The sequence below is a fragment of the Clostridium sp. MCC328 genome (genome assembly GCF_018785465.1).
Lineage (GTDB): Bacteria > Bacillota > Clostridia > Lachnospirales > Lachnospiraceae > Pilosibacter > Pilosibacter fragilis.
On the sequence record NZ_WQPW01000017.1, the window covers coordinates 18,820 to 30,797 of the forward strand.

The following is an 11,978-nucleotide window of genomic DNA, read 5'->3' on the forward strand; positions in this document are numbered from 1 at the left end:
AGGGAATTGACAAGAAAAGAGGAAATAAAATGCCGGTAGTAGAGGAGACATATGATATTGTAGTTGTCGGCGCGGGCCATGCGGGATGCGAGGCGGCGCTTGCGGCAGCGAGACTTGGGTTTGAGACGATCATGTTTACGGTCAGCGTGGACAGCATTGCCCTGATGCCATGCAACCCGAACGTCGGAGGAAGTTCCAAGGGACATCTTGTCCGTGAGCTGGATGCCCTCGGCGGTGAGATGGGCAAAAATATTGATAAAACGTTTATCCAGTCGAAGATGTTGAATGAATCCAAGGGACCGGCGGTCCACTCCCTGCGTGCTCAGGCGGACAAGCAGGAGTACACGAGATCCATGCGCCGCGTCCTGGAGAACACGGATCATCTGACGATCCGACAGGCGGAGGTTGCTGAGATCCTCACGGAGGAAATCCCGGGCGAGTACGGAACCTTTAAGAAGGAGCATGAGGGGCAGCAGGAGAGCAGTTATCCGGTGAAAAAGCGGATCGTGGGTGTAAAAACCTACTCCGGCGCGGTCTATAGGTGCCGTGCGGTGGTTCTTGCTACAGGTGTTTATCTCCGTGCAAGATGTATTTACGGCGATGTGAGCAACCCGACGGGACCGAATGGTCTGCAGGCGGCGAACCATCTGACAGATTCCTTAAAGGCGAACGGAATCGAAATGTACCGTTTTAAGACGGGAACACCGGCGAGAGCGGATAAGAGAAGTATCGATTTCTCCAAAATGGAAGAGCAGTTTGGAGATAAGCGGGTTGTTCCGTTCTCATTTTCTACGGATCCGGAGTCAATACAGAAGGAACAGATCTCCTGCTGGCTGACGTATACGAATGAGAAGACCCATGAGATCATCCGGAACAACCTGGAACGTTCCCCATTATTCTCCGGTGCCATCGAGGGAACCGGTCCGAGATACTGCCCGTCCATCGAGGATAAGGTCGTAAAATTCCCGGATAAGGAGCGTCATCAGGTGTTTGTGGAGCCGGAGGGACTCTACACGAATGAGATGTACCTCGGCGGAATGTCCAGCTCCCTGCCGGAGGATGTTCAGTATGCCATGTACCGGACGGTTCCGGGACTGGAAAATGTCAAAATTGTTCGAAATGCATATGCAATTGAGTATGATTGCATCAATCCGAGACAGTTAAAGGCGTCCCTGGAGTTTAAAAATATTGACGGACTGTTCTCCGGCGGCCAGTTTAACGGAAGCTCCGGATATGAGGAGGCAGCCGTTCAGGGCTTTATGGCCGGTGTGAACGCGGCGAGAAAGCTGCAGGAGAAGAGCGCGGTGGTTCTTGATCGTTCCCAGGCGTATATCGGGGTCCTTATCGATGACCTTGTGACAAAGGAAAATCATGAGCCGTACCGTATGATGACATCGAGAGCGGAGTACCGTCTGCTCCTGCGTCAGGATAATGCGGATCTCAGACTTCGCGGGATCGGACATGAGATCGGTCTTGTATCCGATGAACAGTACGAGTATGTACTTTGGAAAGAAAAGGCCATTGAGGCGGAGATCGCACGTCTCGAGAAGACGAATATCGGTGCGAACGAGAAGGTTCAGACGTTCCTGGAGACTCATGGAAGTACGGCGTTAAAGTCCGGAAGTACACTGGCGGAGCTCATTAAGAGACCAGAATTAAATTATGGGATGCTGGCGGAGTTAGATGAAAAGAGGCCGGAGCTTCCGGCGGATGTGCGGGAACAGGTTGACATAAATCTGAAATATGACGGATATATCCGCAGACAGAAGCAGCAGGTGGCACAGTTTAAGAAGCTTGAGGGAAGAAAAATCCCGGCGGATCTCGACTATACAACGGTAAACAGTTTAAGAAGAGAGGCTGTCCAGAAGCTGAATCTCTATAAGCCGGAGAATATCGGACAGGCATCGAGAATTTCCGGCGTTTCACCGGCAGATATCTCTGTCCTGATGGTGCATTTAGAGCAGATGGGAAGGAAATAATTTGATGACAGATGAATTTGTAAAATTATTGGATCAGGGCTGCGCGGATCTTGGAATCGAGCTTTCGGATCAGCAGAAAGAGCAGTTTTTTAAATATTATGAGATGCTGATCGAGAAGAATAAGGTGATGAACCTCACGGCGATCACAGAGCTTTCCGATGTGATCACGAAGCATTTTGTGGACAGCCTTCTGCTTGTTCTGGCTGCGCCGGAGCTTGGGTTAAAGCTTGACGAATCCGCAGAATACAGCTGTATCGATGTGGGTACGGGTGCAGGATTTCCGGGAATTCCGTTAAAGATCGCGTTTCCGGGACTGAAGATCACACTGCTTGATTCTTTAAATAAGAGAGTGGGATTCTTAAATGAGGTGATAGAGGCACTGAGACTTACGGGTATTACGGCTGTCCATGGACGTGCCGAGGACTACGGACGCGATGCGAAATACCGGGAACAGTACGACATCTGCGTATCCCGGGCGGTGGCAAATATGTCCACCCTTTCCGAGTACTGTATCCCGTTTGTGAAAAAGGGCGGATATTTTATCCCGTATAAATCCGGAAAAGCTGACAAGGAGATTGCCCAGGCGAGATCTGCTGTGAAGAAGCTTGGCGGAGAGATGAAAGATATTATCGTAAAGGTTCTTCCGGAGACGGACGTGGAACGCACCTTTGTTCCGGTAAAGAAGATGGCGATCACAGCGAAGAAATATCCGAGAAAAGCGGGACTTCCGGGGAAGGAACCGTTAAAGTAAAGAAAAACAGAATAGTAAGAAAAGGAAAGAACTTCAGGATCTTGTGAGTATGGATCGTGAGGTTCTTTTTTTACACATTCGAAGGGTGAGCAGAAAAGTCAGGAAATGTTTCACGTGAAACATCTGAACTGAAGAATTCCCAAAATTGTTACAATTAAGTCATGACATTTTTGGTTTTCATATTTGTAAAACAAAGAAGCATGATGATTCACTATATGCTGATTTGGACGAAAAAAGCACTTTATAATAAGCAGGCTTCCGACAAAATTTTTTATCCAAGACAGAATGTGACTGAAAACTTTAAACTAAAATTAACAAGAGTCCTGTAACACGTAAATAAATCAGAGTTGATGGAAGATTTATGACTATTCGGGAGATATGTGCAATTGATGCACTGAATCATCGTAATGAATAAAGATTTATCATGCACAGCAGGAGTACCGCATAATGTACTTGATGTACCGGCCGTCGTAAATGATAGACCTGAAGATAAAATATTGATCGATGTGGTATATCTCGGTCGAGAAGACGCCAACATCTTTTGAAGTTAAGAAGAATTTCTGAAAATTAACTCTTGATAAAAGTTACTTGTAACTGTTCAGTCCCCTCACAGTTAAGCGCAAATTCCATTCCAGAGCAGCTCCGTGGATGGATTCTTGTGCTTTCAGGTCTATACTTTCTTAGTTTACGGTCCGCGCGGCAAGTGCGCAGATCTACAGAACAGGTACTAAAAAATCAAAAAAGATGCCGCTACTGTTTAGAAAGTAGTGGCATCTTTGCAAACACCGAAGAAATGTTTCACGTGAAACATTTTAACAGATCTGATTTGAAGTGTTAGTTGAAGAACATCTGGACCGTGGAACTGACTTCTTCAGGGTTCTCAATTTGAGGAAGATGTTTGGTGTTTGGAATTGTACTGGACTCAATGGCCGGGTTACATTTTGTATATTCTTTTATGATCAGATCGATATCCTGCTCAGCTTCGCCGCCGAGGATGTAGATACTGTTGTCAATTTTTTCCAGAGTCTTTGTAATATTACATTTTGTATAATTACACTGGACACTGGCGTAGACGGATTTCGGGGAGTCACCAAGGTGGGCGGACTCGTGGTATTTGTCGATGTAATGCGGGTTAACATCATAAGGATTATAGAAGTAGCTTTCAGAGAAGGTTCTGGAGATAATACTTCTTGCGGACGCAAAGTTGTAGAGCAGTGTACCAATGATTGGAAGATCAAGGATAAACTTATAATACCTTGCGGATTTCCCCGGAATATGGCTGCAGGAAAGCAGGGAATCCGGATTGATAAACATCATCTGCTCGAAAAGATCCGGATTGTATCCGCAGGCCATTGTCACGATAGGAGCGGACGCACCGGTAGCAAGAATGTTTGTGCGGCGTCCAATTTCAGATTTCACAAAATCGTTTAACAATTGCACATAGAGAAAATTTGTGTAAGTTAAATTTGGCTTCTCTGAACGTCCGCAACCTAAAAGGTCAATGGTGTAGACAGTATAGTGTTCTTTTAAAAGTGGAATCAGAGAATCCCACTCACAGCTGCTGGACGCGTGAGTCAGGTCATGTACGAGAAGAAGTGGTTTACCAGTGCCGGTTTTTGTATAGTAGATATTGCCAAGTCTCCAACGATAGCAGCGCGGTTCCGGCTGAGCAAGAAGATTTCTTGAAATGGCAGACATCTTGATATATTTGTTAATCAGTGCTGTTCCGACTGCTGCACCGGCTGAGAGGAGAATAGCAGTGATGATTTTATTTTTAGCTTTCATAGTTCACCTCGGGTTTAGATGATGATGTTATAGAAATACAGTTTCAAGGGATTGAGAGAGGAGAATAGTGGTTTCATGACTATATTCCTATTTGACAACTCCTTATTATATTATAATATAATTGGTAATGAGATACAACAGGCGAAAATGTGAAATGTTTCTGAAGATAAATGTTTCACGTGAAACATAAAATGATGCTTGTATGATTTGCAAAAATGTTTCACGTGAAACATTTTTAATTTTATAAGGTAAAGCAATAGGAAAATAAGAAAAATTGTGTTATACTAAGTTTCGCTAATGATCGGATGGGAAAGATTATCAAGATTCAAATGATAGAGAAAATCAGTAAATATGGTTAAAATGAGCTAAACCAGACTGATATGCGAAATAATTACAGGATAATAAAAGTAGAGCTGACCTGCAGAAAGGATAGAGGTATGGGACGTATTATTGCAATTACAAATCAAAAGGGTGGTGTCGGAAAGACGACGACTGCAATCAATTTATCCGCCTGCCTGGCTGAAGCAGGACAGAGGGTGTTGACTGTGGACTTTGATCCACAGGGAAATACAACAAGTGGACTTGGATTGGAAAAAGGAAATATTGACAATACTGTATACGAACTGCTGATGGGAGAATGCACCGTGGATGAGTGTATCAATCCAAGTGTGCAGGAACGTCTGGACGTGATGCCGTCGGATGTGGACCTTGCCGGAGCAGAGATTGAGCTTCTTGATATGGAAGAAAAGGAGAGCATTCTCAAGAAAAATATGGAACTGTTAGACGGAAAGTATGATTTTATTATCATTGACTGTCCTCCGTCCCTGAACCTTCTCACGATTAACGCACTGACTGCGGCCAATACAGTTCTTGTCCCGATCCAGTGTGAATACTATGCCCTGGAGGGATTAAGTCAGGTATTAAAAACGGTAAATCTTGTTCAGAAAAAGCTGAATCCATCTTTGGAAGTAGAGGGCGTTGTTTTTACAATGTATGATTCCAGAACAAATCTGTCTCTGGAAGTTGTAGAGAACGTAAAAGAACACTTGAATGAAAATATTTATAAGACAATTATTCCGCGAAATGTCAGACTGGCTGAGGCACCGAGCTACGGCATGCCGATCAATCTTTATGACAGCCGATCATCAGGAGCGGAGAGCTACAGACTTTTAGCAGCGGAAGTCATCAGCAGAGGAGAAGAAATATAATGGCGAAGCGTGGATTAGGTAAAGGTTTAGGCGCGTTCTTCGGGGAAGAAGTCACAACTACGAAAGAGAACGCTGCAGAAAAAGTGAGCAGAAGTGAGAGAAAAGACCACCTGATGGTAAATCAGGGCACCACGAAAAATACGGAAAAAGATGGAACAGGGAAAAAGACGGACAGCAGTAAAACAGCAAAGACGGGCACGAATGCTGAAACGATCGTAGTCGAAAAGATCGTCGAGAAACCGGTGGAAAAAATTGTTGAGAAGATCGTCGAGAAGCCGGTCGAGAAAATTGTCGAGAAAATCGTAGAAAAACCGGTCGAAAAGATCGTGGAAAAGCCGATAGAGCAGACATTGAAGCTCAACCTGATTGAACCGAACAGCGAGCAGCCGAGAAAAAATTTTGATGAGGAAAGCCTTCAGGAGCTGGCGGATTCTATCAAACAATATGGAATCTTACAGCCACTGATTGTCCAAAAAAAGGGAAATCATTATGAGATCATAGCCGGTGAGCGTCGTTGGCGCGCGGCAAAACTTGCCGGAGTCACAGATGTTCCTGTATTGATCCGTGAGTATGATAAGCAGCAGACTATGGAGATCGCGTTGATTGAGAATGTACAGCGTGCTGATTTAAATCCGATCGAAGAAGCACAGGCATTCCAGCAACTGATTCAGGAGTTTCATCTCACGCAGGAGGAGATTGCAAATCGTGTATCCAAGAATCGTGCGACGATCACAAACAGCATGCGCCTTCTGAAACTTGATATTCGTGTGCAGGATATGCTGGCAGAGGGAAAGATTTCCAGCGGGCACGCGAGAGCACTCCTGGGACTTGAAGAAGGTGAACGCCAGTATCAGGTAGCTGCAAAAATCATCGAGGAGAAATTAAGCGTACGTGACGTGGAAAAACTTGTTAAGATGATGAACCGTCCGCCGAAAGAAAAGAAACCGGAAAAGGGACCGGATATCGATCTCATCTACCGGCAGGTGGAAGACAAATTAAAGTCTATCATGGGTACGAAGGTCGTTATCAACCAGAAGGATAAAAATAAGGGTAGGATCGAGATCGAGTATTATTCCCAGGAAGAGTTAGAACGTCTGATCGAACTTATGGAGTCTTTAAGAGTGTAATAAATCAAACGAAAAGCACAGACACAAACGGAAGGACAGAAAACAGAAAATGGAAAACAGTATGTTATACAGTATCCCCATCGATCCAATGGTACTGATCGTCGGATTTTCAATCCTGTCATTGGTGTTATTGATCGTGGTGATCATTTGTATTGTAAAGCTCAATAAACTGTACCGAAGATATGATATCTTCATGCGAGGAAAAGACGCAGAGACACTGGAAGATACGATCATGGATATCATGGATGAGATGGAGGAGCTGCAGGAAAAAGATCGCTCCAGCAAGGATGCAATGAAACAGCTTTCCAGGCAGATCAAGTCCTCATTCCAGAAATTCGGATATGTTAAGTACAATGCATTCAAGGGCATGGGCGGCAATCTAAGCTTTGTTATCGCAATGTTAGACAACAAGAACAGTGGTTTCATACTGGACGTTGTACACAGCCGTGAGGGCTGTTATATCTACTTAAAAGAGGTAGAGGAAGGTGCGACAGAGGTTCTCCTTGGCGGTGAAGAGCAGGAAGCGCTGGAGCAGGCGCTGGGATACGTAAAACGTCCGACGATGGATGAGCGCCTCGCAATGAAGGAAAAGGCCGCAAACAGCAAGAAGAAAGAGTTAAAAAGCGGCTCAGGAGAGCAGGATATCGAGGTTCCGAGCAGTGAGCGCAAAAAGAGCGAGCGCATGAAGGAATTGAGAAAACGTCAGGCAGAGCGCCGTGAGAATGAGAAAGAACGTGTAAAAAAGTATGCTGACGCATACGATGTAGAAGAAGTTGAGATTGAGACAGATACCATCGGGAATTTTGATGCTCTGTCATATGATCCCGACGGTGAGGATAATAAAGGAGATTATTGATCCATATGCATAAATTTTTACGTGCAGCTGGTTTCAGCATGTATACAAAGAAAAAAGATATTGAAAAATTGCTGGATTTGCTGGAACGGCAGCCGTCAATGACACGATGTGTTCAGGTCGACGAGGAGAGCAATGTCTGCGAAATGCGTACAGAAGTTGCTCCGGGCCTTGGAATTTCAATCATCGGAGAACTGAACGAAGAGGGGAATTTCGAGCGGGAGTTTTACTTCCCGTATCAGGAGAGCCATATAATCGGATCCACGGAAGAGTGTTCCGTTCAGAGACATACGGAGAAAGAGACTTACTCCGGCATGGTGGATGAGAATAAGGTCGGTATCACATTGATCTTCTACATCCAGAATTTTCTGGAATTTAGGGAAAGAATGTTGGATAAAGAACATCACTCCAAGATTAGTTCCGTCTGCTTTTCCGGGATGTCCATCGGTGGAAAGATCCTTCTTCCGATCAAGAAGAGCCAGAAACAGATCCAAAAGGCAAAGGTTGCTGCGAAAAACCGCAACAGTCTGATTGAGGCCGCAAAAAATGGGGATGAGGACGCCATGGAGAGTTTGACCATCGAGGATATCGATCTTTACTCCCAGATTTCCAGAAGAGCCATGAAGGAGGATCTCTACTCTATTATAGACTCCTGTTTCATGCCTTGCGGAGTGGAATGTGACCAGTATTCTGTCATCGGAGAAATTGAAGAAGTTGAAAAAATCCGAAATATTTACACAAAAGAGGAAATTTATCGTATGAAGATTGAGAGCCACGATCTGGAGTTTGTGGTCTGCATCAACAGTAAGGACCTCTTAGGTGAACCACAGCCGGGCCGTCGTTTTAAAGGACAGATCTGGATGCAAGGGACTCTGAAGCTGGAAGACATTATAAGAAAACAGGGAATAAAATAGGTTATAAAATAAAAGCCATCAGGGCACAGAATCTCAGATTACGGACTGTGCGCGATGGCTTTTAGCTTTTCAGTACAGCTTTTCGTGTAAAGTGAAGCTTTGATGTCTTGACTTTCAGGGTGTTGTTTGTTAAGATATATAGCGTAGCTTTTTTAAGTTGCGTGTTTCTGTGGATTCGCCAGACGAAAGTGGATGAGTTCATAAAGTTGGTTACCGTGACCGAAAGGCTGAAAAGCCCGAAAATACGGAATTTGTTCCCATAGTTAAATGGATATAACAAGCGCCTCCTAAGGTTGCGTTACAACGGTCACCTCAAAAAAACTAAATAAGGGATTGCAGTTCGACCTTGGTCGGGCTATAATCATATATCAGACACGTCCATATAGCTCAGCTGGATAGAGCACACGCCTCCTAAGCGTGGGGTCGGAGGTTCAAATCCTCTTATGGACGCCAGTGAACAACGCCGAAAGCCTTTGTTTTCAAGGGTTTTCGGCTTTTCTTATATGAAAAGGCACGAAAAAGCTCTTTCACTGCATGAGATAGAATTCTACTCCAAAATTTGATTTTTGACAAGCCCTCCAGAATCGAACGGTTGTTATAAGACAAAATCGCCAGCTAATTTTTAGCAGAAAACAGGCTGTTCTTGCTAATGAAAATGCCCTTCCTGCTAATTAGCCCCAAAATCGTGCCAAAAATCCAGCTAATCAAAAAAGGCGGATGTTTTGAGTACCATGCAGTTATAGCAGATAAAATTGAATATCGTTATCTACATAGAGCGTCTATTTGCCCCGCATTGGGGATGGATAGGCGCTCTTTTTTTATGCCCAAAACCATGGGCAAATACAAGAGATTGGAGGTGTTTTATTTGAGCAAGCCTGTTTATGCCGCAGACAAGCCGAGCGACTGTCATTACTGTTACTTCTGGACGAATGGCAGAAAGGGTTGCCGTCTGGGTAGAGATAATTGCTACTACTTAATCTCTTTGCCGCCGAAACCCAAGTCGGAATGTGATGGCTGTCCCTATGGGCGAGATCACCCGTGCATTGGTTGGTGTACGAAGAAGGTTATGCGTGAAGTGGGGATTCGTTGATATGGATGCGTATGAACAGGAATACCGCTTCTGCTTTTTTGCCCGATGTCCTTATGAAAAGACGGATACGACTTTCTGCAGCGTTCTACTGACAACAGAAAGTTTTCCGCAGAAAGAAAGTGGTGAAGCCGTGTGAGTTTTGATTATTTTTACGGTCAGCAATCCGAGCTATTCACATTCTATCGAGTTCCGAAGGTGTTGTTCACGAACGAGAGGTTTTGGAATATTTCTGCCGATGCCAAGATGCTGTATGGCATTTTGCTTGACCGCATGAGCCTGTCTGCCAAGAATGGTTGGATAGATAAAAACGGTCGAGTGTATATCATTTTTACAATCGACGAAGCGAAGATGGCTCTGAACTGTGCTGAACAAAAGGCTATCAAGCTGCTCAGTGAACTTGAGAAGAAAGCAGGATTGATTGAACGCAAGCGTCAGGGTCTGGGAAAGCCCAACCTGATCTATGTGAAGAACTTTATCTCTGCTGTGGATTCACAACTCTTGAATTGTGAAAATCACAATTCTGGAACAATGGAAATCACAACTCAAGAACTTCCGAAATCACAATGTAATAATACTGATATTAAAAATACTGAATTTAGTGATACTGATTCTATCTTTCCTTCCGGAAATGGTGGAATGATGGACGAGAATGACCGGTATCAAGAATACTTTGATTATTTCTCGGATCAGCTCAGTATGGATTTGTTGAAGAAGGATTACCCTTACGATTCCGAAATGTTGGATAACATTCTGGAGTTGATCGTTGAAACAGTTTGCACGAAGCGACCATTGATTCGCATTGGTGCAGAGGAACGTCCAGCAGAAATTGTCCGCAGTCGGTTTATGAAACTGAATGTCGAACACATTCGATATGTTATGTCCTGGAGGTACATTAAAGAAGAAAGACATTCACTGGAGAGAAACAGTAATCTTGGTATATATTTTGATAGGAATCCTCTTCTATAAATGAATACACAGTACTGATTCCATAGAATATCACTACACATAGCAAATGATTTGCTGCTTTTTATTTTTATCAGGGTAGTCCATAGTGGGCTGCCTTTTGTTATACAAAATGGAGACAATCAGGGAATCTGTAAAAAGAGGCATGGGCGGCGCAATTTACGGTATTGCAAGTGTTACTATATTTGTTAGATTTTTACAAATATACCCTGTACACAAAAATTTCACTTGTAATCTGGCAGGATATCGGCTACACTTTACTCATTCCAATCTGATAGGAGGGATAAGAAAGAGTATGAGAAAGAAATGGATTTTTACCGGAGCGGCATTTGCACTTGCAATGACCTTGACCGGATGCAGAGATAATGCGGCAGCCAGTATTCCGCAGCAAAGCAGCCAGGAGCAGACGAAGGAGCAGACACAGATGATCCCTATGGAGGAGGCACAGGAAGCGGCGTTAAAAGCAGCGGATATTGAAGCGGCAGATGCAGACATTTCAGCCACGACCTTAAGTGAGGTGGCGGGAGTGGCCTGCTATAAGGTGGAATTTACTTCCGGAGAGTATGCCTACTCCTACACGATCAATGCACAGACAGGAGCTGTCATGGAAATGAGCAGCCAGGAACAGAATGCACAGACTTCCGGGACGCAGACGGAAACGGCAGACCCCGCTGCCTCGGCTCCGGCACAGACCTCAGGTTCAGCCTCAGCCCAGGCACAGACCTCAGCCGCTGCACCGGCACAGAATGCAACAGGTACCGGAACCGTGGATGAAGCAGCAGCACAGAAGATCGCACTGGAGCATGCCGGAGTGAAGGCAGCGGACGCAACGATCACCAAGTCAAAGCTTGATTATGAAGACGGACGTCAGGTATATGACATTGAATGGTATGCAGGCGGTGCCAAGTATGACTATGAGATTGCGGCAGACACCGGAGAGATCATCAGCTCCGCATATGAAGAAAAAACGATGGGAGCAGACAGCAGGAACGTTACGGTCAGTGAGGCAGATGCAAAGAAAACAGCCCTTGACCGTGTAAGCGGTGCAACAGACAAGAATCTCTACGAATGGAAGCTTGATTATGAAGACGGACACCCGGAATATGAAGGAAAGATCATCTACGGTGGAACGGAATACGAATTCACGATTGATGCAGCGACCGGATCCGTAATGGAGTGGGATGCTGAGAAGGTCCGTTAAGACAGGAGAAGTAGTTGCGTACAAAGATTATCCTAGATTATTCACGGATCAGCCGTGAAAGTGGCTGAAAGCCACATAGTTACTGTATTTTAGCTGAATATTGCTTT

At 44.7% G+C, this 11,978-nt stretch carries 10 protein-coding genes and 1 tRNA gene; 10 read left to right on the forward strand and 1 reads right to left on the reverse strand.

What is annotated here, in order from left to right:
• Positions 1–29: 29 nt before the first annotated feature.
• Together mnmG and rsmG are read left to right on the forward strand one after the other, a co-directional pair.
• Positions 30–1,979, forward strand: coding sequence for a tRNA uridine-5-carboxymethylaminomethyl(34) synthesis enzyme MnmG (gene mnmG / locus GPK83_RS03205; protein WP_215703986.1), 1,950 nt, complete (start codon positions 30–32; stop codon positions 1,977–1,979).
• A 4-nt stretch (positions 1,980–1,983) separates the two neighbouring features.
• Positions 1,984–2,730, forward strand: coding sequence for a 16S rRNA (guanine(527)-N(7))-methyltransferase RsmG (rsmG, locus tag GPK83_RS03210; RefSeq protein ID WP_215703987.1), 747 nt, complete (start codon positions 1,984–1,986; stop codon positions 2,728–2,730).
• An 834-nt stretch (positions 2,731–3,564) separates the two neighbouring features.
• Here the strand turns inward: rsmG and GPK83_RS03215 are convergent.
• Positions 3,565–4,515: an alpha/beta hydrolase gene (locus GPK83_RS03215; protein WP_015552799.1), complete on the reverse strand. Its 951-nt coding sequence runs from the start codon at positions 4,513–4,515 to the stop codon at positions 3,565–3,567.
• Positions 4,516–4,952: 437 nt separating this feature from the next.
• Between GPK83_RS03215 and GPK83_RS03220 the strand changes: the two genes are divergently transcribed.
• From GPK83_RS03220 to GPK83_RS03255, 8 genes are all read left to right on the forward strand, one after another.
• Positions 4,953–5,723, forward strand: a complete 771-nt coding sequence (locus GPK83_RS03220; RefSeq protein ID WP_015552797.1) for an AAA family ATPase — start codon at positions 4,953–4,955, stop codon at positions 5,721–5,723.
• A complete protein-coding gene (locus GPK83_RS03225) occupies positions 5,723–6,850 on the forward strand; it encodes a ParB/RepB/Spo0J family partition protein (RefSeq protein ID WP_117552764.1) in 1,128 nt (375 codons plus the stop codon). The genes GPK83_RS03220 and GPK83_RS03225 overlap by 1 nt, the downstream gene beginning before the upstream one ends.
• Positions 6,851–6,911: 61 nt before the next feature.
• Positions 6,912–7,706, forward strand: a complete 795-nt coding sequence (locus GPK83_RS17275) for a DUF4446 family protein (protein ID WP_345941763.1) — start codon at positions 6,912–6,914, stop codon at positions 7,704–7,706.
• A 5-nt stretch (positions 7,707–7,711) separates the two neighbouring features.
• A complete protein-coding gene (locus GPK83_RS03235) occupies positions 7,712–8,617 on the forward strand; it encodes a DUF3881 family protein (RefSeq protein ID WP_117552762.1) in 906 nt (301 codons plus the stop codon).
• Between the two features lie 376 nt (positions 8,618–8,993).
• A tRNA-Arg gene (locus tag GPK83_RS03240) sits at positions 8,994–9,070 on the forward strand.
• 569 nt (positions 9,071–9,639) lie between these two features.
• The gene (locus GPK83_RS03245; RefSeq protein ID WP_252196220.1) at positions 9,640–9,843 is read left to right on the forward strand and encodes a hypothetical protein; all 204 of its coding nucleotides are present in this window, start codon (positions 9,640–9,642) and stop codon (positions 9,841–9,843) included.
• Entirely contained in the window at positions 9,840–10,673 is an 834-nt protein-coding gene (locus tag GPK83_RS17280; RefSeq protein ID WP_345941764.1) for a replication initiator protein A, read from the forward strand. The genes GPK83_RS03245 and GPK83_RS17280 overlap by 4 nt, the downstream gene beginning before the upstream one ends.
• 292 nt (positions 10,674–10,965) lie before the next feature.
• Complete coding sequence (locus tag GPK83_RS03255) at positions 10,966–11,871, forward strand: PepSY domain-containing protein (protein ID WP_158553106.1); 906 nt, start codon at positions 10,966–10,968, stop codon at positions 11,869–11,871.
• Positions 11,872–11,978: the final 107 nt, after the last annotated feature.

What these genes read in the sequence shown, in the direction of transcription:
- mnmG (WP_215703986.1), top strand. Translation starts at nt 30, where the DNA reads ATGCCGGTAGTAGAGGAGACATATGATATTGTAGTTGTCGGCGCGGGC.
- rsmG (WP_215703987.1), top strand. Translation starts at nt 1,984, where the DNA reads ATGACAGATGAATTTGTAAAATTATTGGATCAGGGCTGCGCGGATCTT.
- GPK83_RS03215 (WP_015552799.1), bottom strand. Translation starts at nt 4,515, where the DNA reads ATGAAAGCTAAAAATAAAATCATCACTGCTATTCTCCTCTCAGCCGGT.
- GPK83_RS03220 (WP_015552797.1), top strand. Translation starts at nt 4,953, where the DNA reads ATGGGACGTATTATTGCAATTACAAATCAAAAGGGTGGTGTCGGAAAG.
- GPK83_RS03225 (WP_117552764.1), top strand. Translation starts at nt 5,723, where the DNA reads ATGGCGAAGCGTGGATTAGGTAAAGGTTTAGGCGCGTTCTTCGGGGAA.
- GPK83_RS17275 (WP_345941763.1), top strand. Translation starts at nt 6,912, where the DNA reads ATGTTATACAGTATCCCCATCGATCCAATGGTACTGATCGTCGGATTT.
- GPK83_RS03235 (WP_117552762.1), top strand. Translation starts at nt 7,712, where the DNA reads ATGCATAAATTTTTACGTGCAGCTGGTTTCAGCATGTATACAAAGAAA.
- GPK83_RS03245 (WP_252196220.1), top strand. Translation starts at nt 9,640, where the DNA reads ATGGGCGAGATCACCCGTGCATTGGTTGGTGTACGAAGAAGGTTATGC.
- GPK83_RS03255 (WP_158553106.1), top strand. Translation starts at nt 10,966, where the DNA reads ATGAGAAAGAAATGGATTTTTACCGGAGCGGCATTTGCACTTGCAATG.